General features: G+C 45.7%; 12 protein-coding genes. 10 read left to right on the plus strand and 2 right to left on the minus strand.

Translation table 11 applies throughout. The features are described from left to right. Nucleotides 1-20: 20 nt before the first annotated feature. The gene (locus ACSQ8P_RS12200; RefSeq protein ID WP_436235418.1) at nt 21-4,637 is read left to right on the plus strand and encodes a family 16 glycoside hydrolase; all 4,617 of its coding nucleotides are present in this window, start codon (nt 21-23) and stop codon (nt 4,635-4,637) included. 57 nt (nt 4,638-4,694) lie between these two features. On the opposite strand, the gene ACSQ8P_RS12205 is transcribed toward ACSQ8P_RS12200, so the two are convergent. Next, nucleotides 4,695-5,762 carry a Gfo/Idh/MocA family protein gene (locus ACSQ8P_RS12205; protein WP_436235419.1) on the minus strand — a complete coding sequence of 356 codons (1,068 nt, stop codon included), beginning with the start codon at nt 5,760-5,762 and terminating at the stop codon, nt 4,695-4,697. A gap of 169 nt (nt 5,763-5,931) precedes the next feature. Between ACSQ8P_RS12205 and ACSQ8P_RS12210 the strand changes: the two genes are divergently transcribed. Beyond that, the gene (locus ACSQ8P_RS12210) at nt 5,932-6,780 is read left to right on the plus strand and encodes a helix-turn-helix domain-containing protein (protein ID WP_436235420.1); all 849 of its coding nucleotides are present in this window, start codon (nt 5,932-5,934) and stop codon (nt 6,778-6,780) included. 238 nt (nt 6,781-7,018) lie between these two features. Here ACSQ8P_RS12210 and ACSQ8P_RS12215 read toward each other — a convergent pair whose 3' ends face one another. Further along, nucleotides 7,019-7,861, minus strand: a complete 843-nt coding sequence (locus tag ACSQ8P_RS12215; RefSeq protein WP_436235421.1) for a helix-turn-helix domain-containing protein — start codon at nt 7,859-7,861, stop codon at nt 7,019-7,021. Between the two features lie 221 nt (nt 7,862-8,082). Between ACSQ8P_RS12215 and ACSQ8P_RS12220 the strand changes: the two genes are divergently transcribed. The 8 genes from ACSQ8P_RS12220 to ACSQ8P_RS12255 all read left to right on the plus strand — a co-directional run bounded on the left by ACSQ8P_RS12220 (nt 8,083) and on the right by ACSQ8P_RS12255 (nt 21,350). After that, nucleotides 8,083-9,870, plus strand: coding sequence for a family 43 glycosylhydrolase (locus tag ACSQ8P_RS12220; protein WP_436235422.1), 1,788 nt, complete (start codon nt 8,083-8,085; stop codon nt 9,868-9,870). 85 nt (nt 9,871-9,955) lie between these two features. Beyond that, a complete protein-coding gene (locus tag ACSQ8P_RS12225) occupies nt 9,956-11,734 on the plus strand; it encodes a cache domain-containing sensor histidine kinase (protein ID WP_436235423.1) in 1,779 nt (592 codons plus the stop codon). 3 nt (nt 11,735-11,737) lie between these two features. Next, nucleotides 11,738-13,330, plus strand: coding sequence for a response regulator transcription factor (locus ACSQ8P_RS12230; protein WP_436235424.1), 1,593 nt, complete (start codon nt 11,738-11,740; stop codon nt 13,328-13,330). A 119-nt stretch (nt 13,331-13,449) separates the two neighbouring features. After that, nucleotides 13,450-15,048 carry an extracellular solute-binding protein gene (locus ACSQ8P_RS12235; RefSeq protein WP_436235425.1) on the plus strand — a complete coding sequence of 533 codons (1,599 nt, stop codon included), beginning with the start codon at nt 13,450-13,452 and terminating at the stop codon, nt 15,046-15,048. Nucleotides 15,049-15,075: 27 nt separating this feature from the next. Beyond that, the gene (locus ACSQ8P_RS12240; RefSeq protein WP_436235426.1) at nt 15,076-16,032 is read left to right on the plus strand and encodes an ABC transporter permease; all 957 of its coding nucleotides are present in this window, start codon (nt 15,076-15,078) and stop codon (nt 16,030-16,032) included. A gap of 13 nt (nt 16,033-16,045) precedes the next feature. Continuing rightward, complete coding sequence (locus tag ACSQ8P_RS12245; protein ID WP_436239510.1) at nt 16,046-16,939, plus strand: carbohydrate ABC transporter permease; 894 nt, start codon at nt 16,046-16,048, stop codon at nt 16,937-16,939. 23 nt (nt 16,940-16,962) lie between these two features. Further along, the gene (locus ACSQ8P_RS12250) at nt 16,963-18,975 is read left to right on the plus strand and encodes an alpha-L-arabinofuranosidase C-terminal domain-containing protein (protein ID WP_436235427.1); all 2,013 of its coding nucleotides are present in this window, start codon (nt 16,963-16,965) and stop codon (nt 18,973-18,975) included. A gap of 20 nt (nt 18,976-18,995) precedes the next feature. Then, a complete protein-coding gene (locus ACSQ8P_RS12255) occupies nt 18,996-21,350 on the plus strand; it encodes a family 43 glycosylhydrolase (RefSeq protein WP_436235428.1) in 2,355 nt (784 codons plus the stop codon). The last annotated feature ends 98 nt before the right edge of the window (nt 21,351-21,448 follow it).

Consider the following 21,448-nt stretch of genomic DNA (forward strand, 5'->3'; position numbering starts at 1 on the left):
ATCTCGATTAAAGGAGCGAAATGATGATGTACAAATCGATCCGTAAAGGCTTGACCTCCTTACTTATTTTTACCATGATGCTCTCTGTTATTGGCAGCGGCGGTATCCTAGGCCATGCCCCGATAGCTCAGGCAGCTGATGTATGGAAGCCTATGGATACAGAGCCGATGACGGTTCCTGGCAGTGCCGTGGATTTATCTGGATTGAATGATGCACCAGCAGGTAAATATGGCTTCATCCAACAAGGGGCTGACGGCGACTACACTTTTGAGCAAGCCCCGCAAAAAAAGGTGAAGTTATACGGAGCCAATATAACGTGGAATATGTTCTACGGCTCACATGATGATGCGGATCAAACTGCGGATCGCCTGGCACGTTTAGGTTATAACGCAGTTCGAATACATGCACAGGATGCAATGGCCGATTGGGCACAAGGCATTTTCATCCAAAATGGATCGACAACGCCACAACTTAATGTGGATCGTTTGGATCGATTGGAGTACTTTATTGCGAAGTTGAAGTCTAAAGGTATTTACGTAACGATTGACATTTTTCACCTGTATGACTTTAAAAATATACCGGGACTTGGCGAATACGCAGATGGGACGAAATCTCCTTATTTGCTTCCCCTTCTCCCCCAAGCGCTCGACATGTGGAAAGCGATTGCAGACATGTGGCTATCCCATGTTAACCCCTATACGGGTCTCCCTTTGAAGCATGATCCCGTTCTAATCGGTGTTAGCCCGTGGAATGAATCCTTGCTTCTGAATATGAATCTTAGCGGCATGAAGGTGCCTTTGCGCGATTATATGCTCCATGATTTCAACCAGTATCTGGACTCGATAGGTAAGCCAGACATCTTTAGTTTCCCAAGCAATTATTGGGATGCAGCAGGGGACATTAAGGATCAGCTTAGTGCGTATTATTCCAATAAAACCATTCATGTCTCAAATGCGATGAGAACTTATTTGAAAGATGATCTTGGTGTTAAAGCGCCTATTGGCGGATTAAATTACATTTATAGCCCGAATGTGAACTATTGGCGCGATCAAGCGTCGGATGTGTATGAAACACATGCCTATTACCAATTTTCAAACCATAGATTCACCGATAGTATTGGGAGCGGCTATCAGTATCATCCGCTTAAGGAGCCTCGTCTAAGTATGGCGTTTAATAGCACTACAATTGCCAATTATCCGAAGGATTGGCCGACGGATACGAATTTTGGATCTTACTATCCAGCCCTATCATTAAGGCAGCCATATGCCAAACCATTTGTGCTTACGGAGTTTCAGGATACGCAACCCGCCAAAGGGCGTGAAGACATCGGTATCTTCAATGGCGCAGTTGGGGCTTACCAAGGCTGGGACATGATGAACCGATACTCCTTCGGCGTCAATATAGGGGATGCTTATAAAAATATGAAGTTAGGTGCTCCTGAAGAGTTCTCTATCGTAGGCGATCCGCTTGCTATTATGTCGGAGGCAGAAGCGGCGCTCTTATTCCGAAATGGGGCAGTTCAAGCCGCAAGTCCGAAATTCGTGTTCGTATGGGATCGCACATGGTCGCGCGATAAGGCAGCAGCCTCAGAAGGCGACGCGTATCTGACGAACATGATGTACATTCCGCATCTGTTCAAGACCGTGTCTGTGTATGGGGATAAACCGAATGTGCCGTTAACTGTGTACAAAATCACGCCTGACAACACACCAGAACAGATTGCTAGCGGCAATCTGCCAGAAGCCAACAAACTGCCAATTTCGTCTTCGATGTCGAATAGACAGATGGCCGAATTGTTCATTCATTCGTTGGATGATGCGAACAAGAAAGCTGAAATGTTAGCTGCATTGAGTCAGAATAAGCTGCTATCAGATACCGGTGAGCTTACATTTGATCTCAATCTGGACACCTACTTTGTGAATACGCCGAAAGTCATCGCGGCAGCGGGAACAATGAATAATCATACGTTCGCACTGGGGCAAGCGACAGTGACAGGTGATGTCTATAAAGGAACTTTTTTTGCATCATCATTAGATGGGAATTCCCTGCAAAATAGTCATCGTATGCTCCTTGTCTATACAACGGATGTAGCAGCTACAGGGGAACAATATGTTTCGCTGCCTTCTGGTGAAATCAAATACTACAAAGGTACACTGCCAACCTTAGTGAAGCAGCAAAGGGCTAAGTTCACGTTAACAACGACGAAACCTGCAGGTGGATACAAAGCCTATAAGCTTGCACTAAATGGAGCGCGTCTTCAGGAAGTACCTGTGACCGTGAATGGTCAGGTAGTGTCTGTTACCTTAGACACGGATAAAGGATTAGCCTTTGAGCTCGTATACGATCCGCTTTATTCCACGGATTTTGAGTCAGGTGCAGCGGAATGGACGACGGTCAAAGGGAACTTTGGCGTTCAAACGGAGACGAATGGCAATCATGTATATCGGACGACAAAGCAGTCGACTTCTGTGGTCGCACAGACCTATGGAACGGACTACTTCGTCGAATCTGATGTTCGCCTAACAAGTTTTAAGAATACGATTGGACTCCTTGCCAGGTACGTGAATCAAGGCAAGTATTATAGCTTTACTTATGATGCACTACTTGGTAAGGCATCCATCGAGAGACAGAACAATGATCAAACGATTGTTCTCCAAACAACCTCTGGATTGTCAATGCCGCTAGATGTCATGAACAAACTTAGATTTGACGTGGCGGGTAATCGCTTAAATGGCTATATCAATGGTCAATTAGTCGTTACAGCGACAGATAGCACGATTGCAAATGGATCCGCAGGTATACTAACCAAGGATCTCGTACTGCCAGCAGGATTCCCTTTTGGTGCGGCTAGTCAACAATGGATAGCATCGCTAGGAAGCGCAATTAAGGGATATATGAATGAAGGGATCACAAGTTCAAATAGCTCTTTTTTAACAAAATTACTAGAAGTCTTACAGCGGGTTATGGGTCCTGTTTCTTATGATAATTTCCTCGTTGCATACAGAGATGTCAGTGCACCTTCCGTACCTTCCAATGTGACAGCAACCCCGCTCTCGTCATATGAAATATCACTCTCTTGGACCCCGTCTACCGATAATGACCGTGTAGCTGGCTACATTATTTATCGAGATGGGCAAGAAATTGCGTCAGTCAATGGGATGAGCACGAGTTATGTTGATACGGGTTTAAGTCTTGGTACTACCTACGCGTACACAATGAAAGCATTTGATCCAGCGAATAATCATTCTAATGTAAGTAGTAATGCCATAGCGACGACAAAAAGCTCGCTGCTGGAAGATAATTTTGAGTCTGGAAGCGCGAATGGGTGGTCTGTCGTATCATCATGGGGAACATTCGCCGTGGTAACGGACGGCAGTACGAAAGCCTATCTGTCTGACAATACGGACAAAGGGGCTACGAAGTCTGTTGCAGGGCAATCATCGTGGACCGACTATCGTATAGAAGCCAAGGCTAAAATGGACCAAACGAAAGGCAGAATTGGGCTTGTAGCTAGATTCGTTGACTATAACAACTACTATAGTATGACATATGAAAGCTACACCCAGAAAGTTTACCTTAGTAAGGTGCAAAACGGTAATATTACCGACTTAGCCGTTTCAGCTGCGATCACACCGCTTGCTGCTGGCACATACCATACGTTGAAATTCACCATGTCGGGAAATACTTTGCAGGGTTATGTGAATGGGCAACTGCTTGTCATGGCAACGGATAATGCTTTCCCAGCTGGGAAGATCGGTGTATATACGCACCTGTTGAAAGGTTATTTTGACGACATCATGGTGAATCTCGTTCCGAATCCTGACTTGACGCCGCCGACTTCACCAACAGGACTAACGGCCATTGCTTTATCATCCACAGAAGTAGCGTTGTCCTGGTCACAATCCTCCGATGATACAGGGGTAACTAGCTATGCTATTTATCGTGACCAGCAATTCATAGGTACCGTTAATGGTGCGGTGAATACGTACAAAGATACGGGATTGAACCTGGCTACGACGTATCACTACACGGTCAAGGCGTTAGATGCGGCGAACAATCAGTCCGAAGCAAGCAGTGAAACCGTCGTCACGACGAACAGCACGCTTCTGACCAATAATTTCGAGTCAGGTAACGCGCTTGGGTGGTCGGTCGTTTCTTCCTGGGGGAATTACTCCGTAGTATCAGACGTATACGGCTCCAAAGCTTACTTATCTGATAATGCAGATAAAGGAGGAACGAAGTCAGTCGCAGGAACATCAACATGGACCAACTATAGCGTAGAAGCTAAGGGGAAAATGGATGCAACGAGCGGCCGAATGGGTCTGGTGGTGAGGTTCGTTGACTATAACAACTATTACAGTATGTCTTATGACACCTTTACAAAGAAAGTCTACATCAGTAAGTTACAAAATGGCGTTCAAACTGACTTAGCCATTTCAGCTGCGATTACACCACTTGCTGCTGGCACGTACCATACGCTGCGATTCACTGTGGTAGGGAATACGCTACAGGCTTATGTGAATGGGAATCTAATTCTTACCGCTATAGACAGCACATTCTCGGCAGGGAAGATTGGTGTGTACACGCATCTGTTAAAAGTTTATTTTGATGATGTTGAGGTGAAATTAGCTCCATAGTTCATAAAAAATGGCGGTAACGCAGTTCATGCGTTCCGCCGTTTCTCATTCCTGCACCTAGAGGCGAACCTCTCGGCCTGTTTCTGCTGATTCATAAATCGCGGACAAGATTTGGATCATTTCCACGCCATGTTCCGGAAGAATAATTGGTTCTGCTCGACCTGCCAAGCAATCAATAAAGTGATTAATATTGGCATGATGCATCTTAACTGGTTTTCCTTGTGTACGGGAAGACTTGGTATCCATTAATTGGCCGTTCATTTCTGAAAATAGACCTAACTCGAAATTTCGGTAAGTTGCACCGGCTTTCGTCCCCCGAAGCTCGACAAAATACGTCTCTTCTTCAATATTGGAAGCCCAGCTAAACTCGATTTGCAGCGTGGCGCCGTTGTCAAAGCGGATAAAGCCTATAGCCAAATCTTCCACATCGAACGTTCCACCAGTCTGCTTCTCTCCGAAGCTGCTATGCTTCGAGTCCGATAGCTCGTTGTCAGCAAATTTACGGTACGTGGCGCCGCTGACGGCGACCGGTTTGGGATTGCCCATGACCCATACCGCAATATCAATAAAATGAACGCCTAAATCAATTAAAGGGCCGCCGCCAGACAATTCCTTCGTCGTAAACCAACCGCCTTTGCCGGGGATGCCCCTGCGGCGAAGCCAACCGCAACGCCCGGTATAGATCTCGCCGAGGCCTCCTTCTTTCGCAAATTGCTGCAGGAGTTGTGCATTCGGATGGAAGCGATTATTGCGGATCGTCATGAGCAGCTTGCCGCTTTGGGCTGCAGCATCAGCCATCTTCTGCGCTTCGACGGGAGAGACCGCATCCGGCTTCTCGCAGATGACATGGATCCCCGCTTGTAAAGCTGCAATCGCAATTTCCGAGTGATACAGGTTCGGCGTACAAATATCAATCGCATCCAAATTTGCCTCAGCGATCATTTGCTTATAATCGGTGTAAACGAGTTTTGCAGCCGACAACTCAGCCATTTCGTATGCACGTGCTTCATTCACGTCGCAGATGGCGACGATCTCACACTCTTGATTTTCCTGCCAGGCCTTCAAATGCGACTCTTTGAAAATGCCGCCAGCTCCAGCGATGCCAATTCGATAGGTTGTTCTCATTGTTCGTTCCTCCTTCGTGTAGGTCACACATGCCTTACCATATAATTTTGTTGCTTATCTGTTCATGCAAATTTATTATAAGAAATGTGTTTATGAGGCGGAATATCCGATCTTGTACAAGTTGACTTATTTTGCATTTTATTGTTGAAAGTGAATGAGGGTGACGACCATGGAAAATTACGGATTTCGTTATATAGATGTGGGTTATTCCCATCATCGAGCACCACTCCGCAACCAGTTGGAACGTAGAAAGGATGGTGTACTGATAAGGTTGCAAGTGAATGGTACTTGCCGTGTTGATCTGAATGGTATTTCGCATCATATTCGTTCCGGAGATTTGATTGTTTCCAGACCAGGAGGCACCTATCAGTTGTTCATAGGCGAAGAGAGCGGACTGGATGGACAGTGCGTTGTCGATAGTGCGGATTACTATGTGGTATGTGGGGGGGAATGGGTCGATCAATGGCTCTCCAATCAGACCTTAACCGATGTCGCTCACATTGAGGTCAATGATGATTTGCTTAGCCTGTGGCGGAGGTTAATTTATGAAAAACGGAATTTACATGAGAACAACACAGAAATAATTGCCTGCTGCGCCAAGTTGCTTTGCTTGACGCTTGAGCGGTCCATCGTTAAATTGCTGGTCGGCGTCGGCCGCAAGGAACATTTCATTGCTTATAAGCTCAAGCAATATATTGAAAAGCATGCGACGGAAGCGCTCACGCTGGAGGAGCTGGCCGCGCGCAATGGCGTCAGTACGTCAACCGCCTCCCATATGTTCAAGCTGGCTTTTGGCGTGCCGCCTATGCGATATGCCGTCGAGGTTCGTCTAGCTATTGCCAGCGACCGTATTCTGTACAGTGACATGCGGCTTGAGGACGCTGCCGAAGCATCCGGTTTCCGCAGCTACCCTTACTTCTGCCGCGCGTTTCGCTCCAAATATGGGCAAAGTCCAACTGAATATCGGACACAACATCGGGAACTCGACGAAGGGAGATCTTTCGGCAGCGAGTTATGAAATCAGATGCTATAGCTGGATGGTTACGAAACAAAAGGTCAATCTGCTGAGCAGAATGACCTTTTGTTTGCTTTCTATTGATACAGATTTAACTCAGCGATCGTCCACCAGTTGCCTGCCGTACCCAGCTGATTCACATTTACATACCGAGCATTGACGGTTGGGAATTTGACGTACTTTACAGGACCTGGACCATCACTGCTCGCAACAGGAGTCCAGTTTGTTCCGGCCTCTTTACCTATTGCGTTTGACTAAATATCTTTCGAAAGTCACTTGGTCTTACACCGGTTTTGCTATGGAACAGGTTCGAAAAATAATGCGGATCGTCATATCCGAGCTTATAACCAATGTCGCTTATGGTCAGACGTGTGTCGAGCAGCATCAGTTTAGCGGATTCTATTTTCTTAGTAATAACATAATTATAGATGGTCGTTCCGACTTCTCGTTTAAATAAGCGATTCATTTGCTTCATAGAAAGGCAAATATGGGAGGAGAGCCCACGCGAGTCGAATGGATGGAGGATGCTGTTATCCAAAAATTGCTTGATCGCCTGAACCGTGGAAGTTAAGGTATTGCCTCTTTTGCGCAACGTTTCAGAGAGGCCCACGATCATTCGCATGAGGATGATTTGAAGCTCGGCTTGCATGTCCTCGACAGATTTTTGCTTTGCAGCTTCAATAGCCTCTATAAACAAATGCTCCAACCCGCTATCCTTCGTTACGATATGAGGAAGTAATTGGTAGGCTTCGAGCATTTTTAGGATCCAATTTCCACTTATGTTTAACCAAATATAACTCCATTGTTCCTCGTGATGAATGTCTGAGCTCACTTCATGGTAGCAGCCTGCTGGAAGGATAAATATATCTCCCTGACACGAGGTATAGGTTTGGGTACCGACCTTTACAGATCCTTGACCTGAGAGTACAAAACCGAATACGGTAATTGTAGCGAGCGTTCGAATATTGCTGTAATCTTTTTCACAATAATTAATTCCCAAGAACTGTACACTCAGAGGAGGAGGCTCACCTACCAATGGCAAGTGATAAATGGGACCAGATTTGCTAGGTTTAGTTATCATCATGTGCATATGGCGTTCCTTCCTTCCTCTTTGGTAAGTACCCGTTTATTAATTTTCTTCTTCCGGTAATTCTACCAAGAACCCGAGATTAAGATCAACATCTATGTTTAATTATAGATGTCCCTTTTCCTCACCTCGCGTACCACTTTCTCTATTAAGCGTTTGTACGAAGCACGTTATACTTATCCTACAAACACAACCGAGAAGATGAAAGGAATCCTAGAATGAAGAGCGATTTTATCATACAGCCTCCGCATCCTGAGACGGAATGGTCCGCCTGTACAGGTTATTCGGAAACGGCTGTACCCATAGAACGAATTCTAGATGTCTCGTTAAGTGATGCGAGTATTTGTAAGGGACCGGATCATATCTACTATTTGACCGGCACGACGGATGGCTCAAATATACAAGTGTGGACATCCACCGATTTAAAGTCGTGGATCGGTCCGGCAAGCATATGGAGCTTGGAGCAAGACGGCACATGGCAGAATGTGAGTAGTGGCACTAACGGTATTTGTTCGCCGGAAATCCACTATGTGAAAGGGACGTACTGGATTACCTATGGGTTAAAGGAAGGCGGCACGGGATTACTCCAAAGCTTATCAGCATCTGTCCTGGGCCTATTTCGGGATCTGGGGAAAATAACGGATGACGGGCAGGATGCTTCGCTATTCAAGGATGATGATGGAGCGGTTTATTGGGTTTATGGAAATGGCAACATCGCTCGAATGACGGAGGACATGACCGGTCTCGCAGAAACGCCTCGAATGGCTGAGGTACAACCTTGGAAGGTTGCGGGGCGGGAGGATCATCCTTCGTATAGTCAGAATGTACAGGTAGGAGCATATGGGGCTTTTTTACACAAACAAGATGGGTATTATTACATGTTTTGCGCAGATGCACTTGCTAGGATGGGCAGCGATGCGGTAGATACCTTTGTAGCGGTGAGCGAATCGATCTATGGTCCTTACAGCAGGCGGTATTTGGCACTTCCTCATGGCGGTCAAATCTCCTTATTTACCGATGCAGACAATCACTTGTATGCCTCTTTTTCGGGTTGCGGCAGCTATTCACTGGTCGAGAATTATCCTTCCGTTGTACCAATGTCCTTGGTAAGCCAAGGATTTATTAGACCAAGTGAGGATTTATTGCTTGAAAAAGGTGGGGTAGGAAGTCTTAACCCCATCGCGGACTTCCCGATTCGTGATCCACATATTAGCACGGGGCCAGATGGAACTTATTATTTGACGGGGACTTCGGATAAGCCGCATCACAATTTTTGGGACCGAAATGACCAGCTTCATTTGTGGAGTTCACCAGATTTAAAGGAATGGAAACATATAGCGAAGGTATGGGATTTGTCCGAGAATGGCACCTGGGAGAACAACATTTATGAGAATCCTTGTCTTTGGGCACCAGAGATGATTTATGTGTATGGTACATTTTGGATCACGTATTCACTTCAAGGCGGCGGTACGGGGATGATTAAAAGTGTAACCGGACATGCAGAGGGACCGTATATCGATATGGGACGGATGACGAATACGGATATTGACTCCAGTCTGTTCCAAGATGAGGATGGTCAAGTCTATTTTATTTGGCAGGACGGTAAAATTGCCAAGATGAAGACGAACATGACGGGCTTTGCGGAAGACCCTCGCAAGTTGTTATGTTCGGATGGTCAGCGCGTAGGCTACGAGGGTGCATTCATCGTGAAATATAAGGGCAAGTATATTCTGGGAGCGGCAGAATGGAACGGTGATAAACGCGTCGACGGTACATACGATTTGATGTATGCTGTTGCCGATGAGCTGTACGGCCCGTACACCCCTAGACGATTGGCAGTCCCGCATGGCGGCCACGGAACGATGTTTATTGATCATGACGGCAGACTCATGTCTACATTTTTTGGCAATGATCGAACGGCTCCTTTCCGGACGCGTCCAGGAATTGTCTTGCTTGGGGTAGAAGAAGACGAAGAGGGGCTATGCATCGTACCTAGTTGTGAGTAATATAAAGAACATGAATCAAGCTCATGATTGGGCTGGATTCATGTTCTTTCTATATTAGATGACATGGAAAAGGAGCCTTCCGCTAATGAAGTTATTCTCCATTAAAAAGTTGATTTCTCCGACGGTGAGCATCCAAGGGAAAATCTTTGTCGCATTTAGTCTGGTTACTCTGATTGGCATCGTTGCTGTGACTAGTATTGTTTATTTATATATGAGAGAAACTGTGAAGAATAATGCGATTACTTCCGTTAACGAAAGCATAAGGCAGGCAGACGAATCATTAAATCTCCGCTTGGAGGAGGTTAGTCGATTAAATACGGTCGTTGCTACGAATAAAACAGTGCTGGATACGCTGCTTAGCAAGACAGAGGAACCAAGCTACGAGTGGTTTCAGGAGCAAAAGCGGATCGAGGAATTTTTATCAGCTTTGATTGCTTACAAATCCTACATTTCACGAGTGGCTGTCATTGGGTTGAATCAAAAGGTGTTTTTCGTCGGTTCTCCTTGGCTTGACAAGAACGTGTTATTCTCACCGATGATGGATGCTTTACTTCAAAATGGCTCAGGCCATGCTTATTTTCATCAAACAGGCTTCAATAACTCCATCGTTACCGGTCGGGAACTCCGTTATAACCGAAATTTAATCGGTATGGTGATGTTCGATCTCAATGACGAATTTATTAAGAAAATCTATGATGTCAAACCGACACCGGATAGTATGCTGTACGTTGTTGACAGGAAAAACGAATTCATATATGAATCTCAAAAGAGTGTGTTTGATAAGGAAACCTTCGTTCAATTCAATCAGCGGCTGGCTGGAACGGACGGTTCGGTTGAAAGAGTTATTAACCAGCAATCTTACCTCGTCATTACTCGGAAATCGGACTATACAGGATGGTCGACAGTGGCGCTCGTTCCGATGAAGTCTTTATTGACGGAAACGACGCGGATTCGTAATGTACTAGCGACAGTAGCTATTATTGTGTTTGTGATTATTGTCATAGGGACGTTACAAGTTTCCTCCAGAATGACAAGAAATATTCGAAGGCTAAGATCGATGATGATGCATGTCATGGAAGGCAATATGACACTTCCAGCAGTCGAAATTCATTCCAAGGATGAAATAGGGCAGCTATATCACGTATTCAAAAGCATGGTTGAGGAATTAAAGCGATTACTTGAAGGCATTGTAACGACCGAGAAAGAGAAACGTGAAGCGGAACTGGCCGTTTTGCAAGCTCAAATACGCCCGCATTTCCTCTATAACACGTTGAACACGGTTAAGTATTTGGCTAAGATTAATGGCGTGCCGAATATCGTTGAGGTATCCGAATCCTTGATAGAGCTGATGCGCGGTGTACTCGGGAATACGAATGAATTTCTTACGCTGCAAGAAGAATTACAGTATGTCCGCAGTTATATCACCATTGAAAAATACAAATATGTAGAGCCCCTGCATCTGGATATCGTAGTCGAAAATGAAGAGCTTTTACAACATAGCGTTCTGAAGTTAATGCTGCAGCCTCTTGTAGAAAATGCCATCCTTCATGGACTAGCCGCATCAGCGTATGAGGGCGTGGTGTTGATTCGGATTTATGAGGAAAACAAAGAGCTGAGAATCGAAGTCAGAGATAACGGCAAAGGCATGTCCAAGGAACAGATCGAGGCGCTGTTTGAAGTAAATAAAGTCCAGACGAATACTCGCTTCAGTGGAATGGGTGTTCGAAACGTGCATGAACGCATTGTACGATTGTTCGGGGAGCCATACGGGGTGTTTGTTTATAGTGAACCAGATGCGTATACGACGGTGCAGATTAGATTTCCGTTGCTGCCAGTTAAGAATCACTTGCTTCAGGAGGGATGAATGATGTTTCAAGTATTATTAGTCGATGATGAGGCGTTGGCACGTCATGATGTGAAGAGTATGTTGGACTGGGGAAAGCATGGGTTCACGATATGTGGTGAGGCGTATAACGGGTCTATGGCACTTGACATGATGGAACAAATGACACCGCATATCGTGATCATGGATGTGAGCATGCCGATCATGAATGGGGTAGAGCTAAGCCGGGAGATCAAGGAAAGATTTCCTAAGGTTAAAATGATTATGTTGAGCAGCTTTGACGATTATGATTATGTCCGGACTTGTCTTATGAATGGGGCTATTGATTACTTGCTCAAACATCGTTTACAAGCGTCTGCTCTTCTGTCAATTCTCGATAAAGCCGTCCAGGAGCTGCAGAGTGAAGAAGCTCGAAATGCGCAATCCCAAATGATTGAACGTCTAAGTCCGGTTATTCTTCGCGAGCATGTAGCTAATTTGGCTAGAGATGTCGATAATGCTAGTGAAGTGCTGCAGTCTTATGCACGAGATAATCAGCTCTATTCGAATTCGGTTAATTATGGATCTGCTGCTGTACAAATCGTACCTTTTCTGTTGTTGACGGAGTCCTTAACCGATGTACAGAAAAATCGGCTGGTGCTTCAGGCGATCGAAGTCATGCAGATGGCGATTGGCGATGTTCAGAAACGAACGGTAGGCTATGTAGGGGAAGGTCGCTTTATGGTCTTATTTTCCTCAGAAGATCGAAGCGAACATGCGGTTACGACTTTATTGACTCAAGCAATGAGCGCTTTATCTCATTCTCTCGAGAAATTCCTTAACTTAAAATGCGTCTATGCGATAGGGCCGCTATGCGGGAATTTGCGACTGGTTGGTCCTAGCTATACCAAAGCGAACCAAGAGTTGAACGTCCGACACGATCAAGTCTTGAACACATCCTTATTGAAAGACTCTCCATGTATGAAAGAACAGAAGCAGCTGCTGCTTTTTCTGGAGCAATTGGATGGCGAACGAGCTAGCCAATTCATTACTACGATATTTGCTGAACTGCGCAGCCAGCCTGTATATGGGATGACCGTACAAATGATTGTCAGTGAAATGCTTCATCTAGTAGAAATGGCTTGGAAGCGGCATAATCCGCAGACAGCCTTAGAAGATATCGAGCACATCCCCACAAGGGCAGAACTTGGGCGAATGGGAAGCGTCTCTGAGCTTGAGCAGTGGATGTTAAACTACTATGTATGCCTTATTGAGGCAATCAAGAAACAGCGTGTAGGTGGATCCTATTCGCGTCATATTTCGAAAGCACTGAAGTTTATTGCGGACAACTACGCTTCCAATATTTCCTTGGACATCACGGCGAGTTCCCTTAATCTGAATGCATCGTATTTAAGCAGACTGTTCAAAGAGGAAATGCAAATGACATTCACGGAATATTTGAACCGGGTTCGCATACAAACAAGCTGCATGCTCATGGAGTCAGGCAAGTATGCGTTGAAACAGATCAGCAGTGAGGTCGGGTTCTTAAGCTATACTTATTTTTTCAAGGTTTTTAAAAGCATTACAGAGATGACACCTCAGGTGTACATGGACCAGCTGAAACAGTCAAAAAAGTAGAATGGAAAGTCATAAATGTTGAATCACCGGAAAGTCATAATTCCTTATACTGAGATCAACCCTTAGAAAACGCTTTCTTATTAGGGCTGAAAACACAACTTGATCGGAGGAACGAAAGCATGAAAAGAAATTGGGGGACAGTACTTTTATCAACATTAGTTATTTCCAGTTTGACACTTTCCGCTTGCAGTTCGGACACACCTAGTAAAGAGACTGAGGGTAAAACCCCAGCGGATGAGTCGAAAGGTGTTTCTACAGCGGGCTTTCCCATCGTTAAAGAGCCGCTAAAGTTGAAAATGTTTACAAGAATTGCACCCGCCAACGGACCGTTCAAGGATATGCCAGTTTTCAAGGATTATGAGAAAATGAGCAATATCCAAGTTGAATTTATTGAAGCGCCAACGGATGGCTTCCAAGAGAAGAAGAACCTGTTGTTTGCATCGAATGAGCTCCCTGATGTTATGTATCGCTCGGGCCTTACGCCTTTAGAGGCAACTCGTTATGGTTCTGGCGGTCAATTAATCCCACTCGAGAAGCTGATTGATGCTTACGCGCCAAATCTTAAAAAATTAATGGAAACCTATCCTGAGATCCGTTCAGGTATTACAACACCCGAAGGTCATATTTATGCCATCCCAGGTATTGTGAGCGTCAACGCTGCCAGAACCGATAAAAAATGGATAAACCAAGCATGGCTGAAGAAGCTGAACCTGAAGGAACCTGAGACTACGGACGAGCTGTACGAGGTGTTGAAAGCTTTCCGAGATAAAGATCCTAACGGTAACGGCAAACAAGACGAGCTTCCGATGACTGCACGTGCAAGTGGTGGTCCTGGCTTAGGTATACCGGTTACAGACATGATGGGTGGATCATTCGGACTAGATAAACAACTCGGCTATTACATTAACCTTGAAAATGACAAAGTGCAAATTTGGATGGGGAATGACCGAAACAAAGAGATGTTAATGTATTTGAATAAACTGTATTCGGAAAAACTGCTGGATCCAGAGCTTTTTACTCAGAAGGAAGCTCAATATATAGCCAAGCAAGGGACAGGGAATACCGGCTTCTTCTTTGATCAAACGAACAATCCCATGCTGGCCGTTCAGGATCAATATATAGGTATAGCTCCTCCTAAGGGACCTCATGGCGACAGACTGCAGAGTGCGGCAGCTCCAATAGCAAGGGATTTTGGAGCTTTTGCCATCACCTCAGTGAACAAGAATCCAGAAGCAACGATGCGTTGGGTCGATTATTTCTACGGCGATGAAGGATCTACACTGCTGCGATTCGGTCGTCAAGGCGAAAATTATGAATTGCGTAATGGGATTCCATATTATACGGCTGACTTCTTGGCATCAGGCAATCAATCCAAAATCACTCCATATGCCGGAGGAGGAGCGCCTCATCTGATCAGTGATAAGGTTGCTTCCTTCATTAATCCACCGCAGGTTCAAGAAGCGCAGAAGAAGCTGGATCCTTACATGCCGAAGATTCGCTATGCAGCGCCTATGTTCGATGAGCAAACAGCGCAACAGATCAATATCCTCCGCAACGATATTGATAAATATTACGAAGAGCAAAGCACGAAATTTATTGCCGGAGCCCTTAGCTTTGATAAGTGGGCAGAGTTCCAGAATACATTGAAAAAAATGAAAATCGATGAACTGCAAAAGCTGTATCAAGCCGCCTATGATAATCTCAAACAGCAAAAATAAGTACAACTGACGGCTGGAGGGCTACAGATGAACAATACAGCAAAGACAGCAGGCGTTGCGTCTCGAACCAAATCGAGGCGCTCCAGCCTCTTTAAAACGTTGAGTAGTCGCTATGATCTCTACTTGATGCTGCTCATTCCCATTGTATGGTACCTTGTATTCCATTATGGACCCTTATATGGTTTGCAAATTGCGTTTAAAAACTTCAGTCCGGCGAAGGGGATTAGCGGAAGTGCATGGGTGGGTCTTGATCATTTCCAGCGATTCGTAGAATCCTATTATTTCTGGCGGTTGTTATGGAACACCGTCTCGATTAACTTGTTCTCTTTATTATTTGCTTTTCCAATCCCTATTCTTCTTGCTTTAATTGTTACCGAAATCCGTAATAAAGCTTTCAGTAAAATTGTGCAAAACATTACGTATATCCCTCATTTCATCTCCATCGTCGTTATGGTAGGGATGCTGATGTTGTTCTTATCTCCGCGCGGTGGTCCTTTGAATGCCATTATTGAGGCATTTGGCGGAGATCCGGTTCGATTTCTCGATTCGGCAGCGTGGTTCAAGCCGATCTTCATTAGCTCAAATATATGGCAAAATATGGGATGGCAGTCCATCATTTATATTGCAGCGCTCAGCGGAGTCAATCCGCAGTTGTATGAAGCGGCCAAAATGGATGGCGCCAGCCGGATGCGGCGCATTTGGCACGTATCGATCCCAGGCATTCTTCCGGTCATCGTCATTTTGCTTATTCTTGATGTCGGACATTTCATGAATGTAGGTTTTGAGAAAATTTTACTCATGCAAAATAATTTGAACTTGGAATCCAGCGATGTGATTTCCACCTTCGTGTACTCAACAGGTATTTTAAAAGGCGAATACAGCTATACAGCAGCTATTGGCTTGTTTAACTCTGTCATTAACCTGGTATTATTATTACTCGTGAATCGCTTTGCCCGTAAAAAGGCGGAGACTAGTCTTTGGTGAGGAGGGACCTATGATGCAGGCACAAATGCTCAAGAAGAGGAAGTCGGATGAGAAAATATTCGATGCTGTGGTTAACGCCGTGGCTCTCCTTATCGTCGTCGTGGTCCTATACCCGCTCATATTTATCGTGAGTGCCTCCTTCAGTGATCCATTATTGGTCTTGAATGGGGAAGTGGTTTTGCTGCCTAAACAGATCACGTTAGAGGCATATCGGAATGTCTTTCACAACGAGCAAATATGGAACGGATATGGAAATACCATTTTGTATACGGCAGTAGGAACGATTATCAATTTGATCATGACGACATTAGCGGCCTATCCGCTGTCGAGACCTGACCTTCCTGGGCGGGGAATTTTCATGGTTTTTATAACGCTAACTATGTTTTTCAGCGGGGGGCTCATCCCGTCTTATCTCCTTGTGAAGAATTTAGGTATGGTGGATACGATGTGGGCACTAGTCATTCCCGGCGCGATTGCCACCTATAATTTGATCGTAATGAGAACTTATTTTCAATCCAACATCCCTTGGGAGATCCAAGAAGCGGCCCATATGGACGGGTGTTCGAACTGGAAATTGTTAACCCATGTGATCTTGCCGTTATCAAAGCCGATTATGGCAGTGATGGTCCTATTTTATGCGGTAGGGCACTGGAATTCATTCTTCAATGCCTTGATTTATATTCGCAGCAAAGACTTATACCCATTACAACTTGTACTGCGTGAAGTACTGATGGTCAGTCAAGCCGATGTGGTGGACAGCAGTGTTGGACTTGAATCTAAAATTCTACTTGCAGAAAGTATCAAATATGTCGTCATTATTATTTCCAGCTTGCCGGTACTACTGATGTATCCTTTTGTACAAAAGCATTTTGTGAAAGGCGTTATGATTGGTTCATTAAAAGGATAAGAACGGAAGGAAGCGTTATATTCATGCAAGCAAAAGCTAAAATTCAGGTGAATGCGAATCAAGTCAGTGATGACAGGATTAATCCTTATATATTCGGACATTTCGTGGAAGATATCCGAGATCATATGGATGCGATGTTGGCGTATCCGCTCTCGGATATGGATTTTGAAAGCAACGATGTAACGTATAGAGGGCTCTCTGGAAGCTGGCGTCCATACACAAATGGGAAAAGCACGATTTATGCGCTCGAACCTGCTGCTACATATCATTCCGGACATAGTCAGATGGTTCGTATGTATAGCGACGACGAGGCTTACGCAGGGATCCGTCAAGCGATTGCTGTGAAAGAAGATCAGAATGGCTATGAATTATCTCTCTATGCTAGAGCTTCTATCGAAATAAAGTTCCTTACAGTACAGATCGTTGACGCAACGAGTGGAGAAGTGCTGGGTTCCACCAAAATTGAGATCGAAAGTCATAACTGGAAACGCTATGCATCTCGTATCAAGGTCAGTCGGTTTTGTGAAGAAGCGGAGTTCAGGTTATATGTGCCTGCGGAGCATGAACGCTGGAAGGATCATGTATCCACAGGGATGCTTTGGCTGGATCATATTTCGCTGCTTCCGTCTGACAGTGTTGGTAACGTTCGCAAAGAAGTTGTGGATATGACCAGGGACTTGAACGCCGGCATGATGCGGCTTGCAGGGAATTATATTAGTGCCTATCACTGGCAGCAGGCGATCGGTCCTGTGAATGAGCGTCCCTGTGTGATTAACGAAGCATGGGGAGGCTGGACCAATAAGTATTTTGGTACAGATGAGTTTATCCAGTTTTGCCGTGACTTGCATGTCGAACCTCTTATTTGTGTGAACGATGGTTCAGGCACGCCGGAAGAAGCAGCCGAATGGGTTGAATATTGTAATGGCGGTTTGGACACACCAATGGGGAAACTACGGGCTGCGAATGGGCATGCAGAGCCGTATGGTGTGAAGTACTGGGAGATTGGCAACGAGGTCTGGGGACCTTGGCAGGTCGGGCATTGCAGCGCAGAACAATTCGCAGATCGTTACGTGCGATTCGCTCAAGCTATGAAGGCAATCGATCCTGAGATTAAGCTGCTCGCATGTGGAGATGACAAGCTGGACTGGAACCAAATCCTACTCGAACGAGCCGCAGAGCATATGGATTACTTAACGTTGCATTTGTATCACGGCTACAATCGATTTGGGATGAATGATCGCACGCCGAAAGAAGAGCGGTATAAGGCGATCCTCTCCTATCCTGAATGGACACGGGAATCTATTCGCCAAGTGAGAGAATTGTTCAACTCCGATTCGCGCTACACGCATCTGAAATTGGCGATCACCGAATACAATACGATGTACTATCCGAATACGATCCGTAAGGGGCTTCCCAATGAACACACCCTTGAGGCAGCAGCTGCGAATGCAGCCAATTTGAATGAATTTATCCGAAACAGCGACCTAGTCGAGATCGGCAGCTTCTCTGATTTAGTCAATGGCTGGCTTGGTGGATGCATCCGAGTAGGGGATTTCTATGCGGATCAGTTTCGAGGTAAGTCCTCAGGCAGAAGTGAGAACTCCTTAACCATTTATGGATCACCAACCTATTATGTCATGAAGATGTATGCAAACAGAGACTTAGGCTATGTCGTTCAGAGTCATACCGAGTGCGGCAGCTTTAGCGTGAATAACCTTATACCTACAGCGCCTAAGCTAGCGGATCTGCCGAATTTGGATGTTGTGGCTTGCAAAAATGCTGATGGAGATAAACTAACGATCTTTATGGTGAATCGAAGTCTCGAAGACACGGTAACGGAAGTACAGTTGAATAGCTTTGTGGAGTCGGGTACAGCCCGTCTATTGACCTTAACAGCGGATCATGCCGATTGCTTCAACAGTGCGCACAATCCAGGTGCCGTTGTTTGTGAAGCGTATGACATTGCATTTCATAAATCTCAAGTGACCTGTGAGCTGAAGGCATCCTCTGTCTACGTATTAGAAATCACTTGCTAATGGGAGTAAAGGATAATCGAATGCGACAAGTTAAGAAGGCATGGATTTGGATTGTAGTTGCTTGTGTTCTTCTTTCGGCGATTGTGACGATTATGCCCCGGCTAGGGGGAAAGAAAGGGACGGACAGGATGGCGATATCCTTAGGTCAGACATACCAGAATCCGTTCGTATTGGACCAGGAATGGGAGGATTACGGCATCGGGGATCCCTATGTTCTCCGTTTTGACGGTAAATATTATCTCTATTGCAGTACGAAGGATCGGAGAGTGGGAGTCAAAGCTTGGAGCTCCGACGATCTTGTGAACTGGCGCTATGAAGGCTTAGTAACCGAGGAATCTATTAGCAAAGGTGCGTATGCACCCGAAGTCGTCTATTGGAACGGCTCGTTCTATATGTATACCTCACCAGCTGGCAAGGGGCATTATGTCCTGCAAAGCGATAAGCCGACAGGCCCGTTCGTGAACAAAACGGACAATCTCGGCTTCACAATCGATGGCTCTGTGTTTATCGACGATGATGAGAAATGGTATTTCACGCATGCCAAATTTAACGGTATCATGGCAAGCTTGATGACGGATCCCTATACGATTGAACCGGATCAGCAGCTGAATGCGACACTCGGCCACTGGACGGAAGGTTCGATGATCATCAAGCGAAAAGGCCGTTATTTCATGACCTACACGGGAAATCACGTATTTAGTAAAGGCTACCGTGTCAACTACGGGGTCAATCAGGAATCTCCAGTTAGTACTTATAAAATCCCTGAGAACAATCCGATTCTGATTTCCACAGCCAATGATTTCAACGGTCTTGGCCACAGTGCGACAGTCATGGGTCCTGATCTAGATTCGTATTATATGGTTTACCACAACCTAGTCGGTCGGTCTGCAGAAGGCCCTCCTGTTCGCAAACTAAACTTGGATCGGTTGGTTTTCAACGGTGACAAAATGTCTGTTCTCGGGCCGACACACGGTTCACCGCAGGAAGTGCCAAGGATGCCGGTGTTTCACGATATCCCGGGTGCTGCGCCATCTGCTGACAAGTGGGAGTCCACTAGTCAAGCGGGAGGCAGAGAGGCTTTGCTGACAAGAGCAGCTACAGCGAGTCTATACACGGCCGAATACAATTTTAGATGGGATAAGTTGACAAGTGTAAGCTCTTCGCTGGATGCCATATTCGCCTATGGGGATGCGGACAATTACCGTATCGTACGTGTGAATAAAGCGACAATGGAGCTTTCACTGATCGATCGCGTGAAGGGCGTCGAAGAGGTTGCTGCGACCAAGCCGCTGCCGAAGGGTACGGATCTCGAGAAGGTTCATACGATCCGCATCGAGTCTGGAAGATCGGGTACGCTGCTCTATTGGGATGGGCTGCTGAAGATCGAGCAAGCTGCCATGGCTGGGAAGGCAGGGCGAATTGGCTATGCGTGGCCGCAAGGGGTAAAGCCTGATCTGCATTACACGGCCTTCTCGAATGAAGCGAACGGCAGCAGTGATACGCAAGTAATCAAACCGCTACCGGGTACATTGGAAGCTGTTCATGCTGATTTCGAAGGCAATCCAGTCATTCAATCTGGCATAACGCCTGATGGCAGTGATGCTGTAGTCCTTTCTAAGAAGGATGACGGACTCAACTTTCCTGTCACCGTTCGCGAGGATGGCAGTTATCTGCTTTCTGTTAGTGCAGCTAAGACCTCAGAGGGATCAACGTTGATGATTGAAAGCAACGGAAATATGAAAGCCATCAAGCTGGACGCTGCCTTATTCGCCGATAAGGCGGAGTGGACAAAAGTTCCGCTTGGCGAGTTTGAGTTGAAGGCAGGAACACAATGGCTTTCGCTGCACGGGGGGAAGGGTGAAGTCGCGATTCGGTATGTGGAAGCAAGTCGAACTGTACCTGTGCTTGAGCAGACCGTCATCGAGCCGACAGCTGTCGGTTTGGTTAATCGATTCGGAGGGGACTCCGGTTGGACGGATTACACCGTAAGCTTCGATGTGACGCTTAAAGCAACAACGTCGGACGAGGCGGGCGTCCTACTGAGGACGACGAACGAGTCCGATTTCAAGGATCAGGTGAAAGATGCTTTCATGGGCTACACGCTTGCTTTTCATAACGATAAAATCCTGCTGCGGCGTGTGAACTACGAAAATATCATGGAAGCTGCATCCGGAACTCTTGTATTTAAGCCTGGTCAAACCCACCATGTTTCAGTGAGGCTAAAAGGAACATCAATCGAAGTTTTCTCCGAAGATAGCGATAAACCTATCCTGACATGGAAAGATCCAAATGCGTTTCTTCTGGGGCGAGTCGGCCTTCGTGGCGTATCGACAGCTTGGACGATTTCACCTCTGACCGTAACAGCGAAGCATTAAATACAAGATATAATCACCCTCATTCAGAGCCCGAAAAGGCATGTTGAGGGTGATTTTGTTTTTATTTTATAGGCAATTAGAACTATTAACATTGGTAA

This window comes from Paenibacillus sp. LjRoot153, assembly GCF_964253085.1.
Classification (GTDB): Bacteria; Bacillota; Bacilli; order Paenibacillales; family NBRC-103111; genus Paenibacillus_E.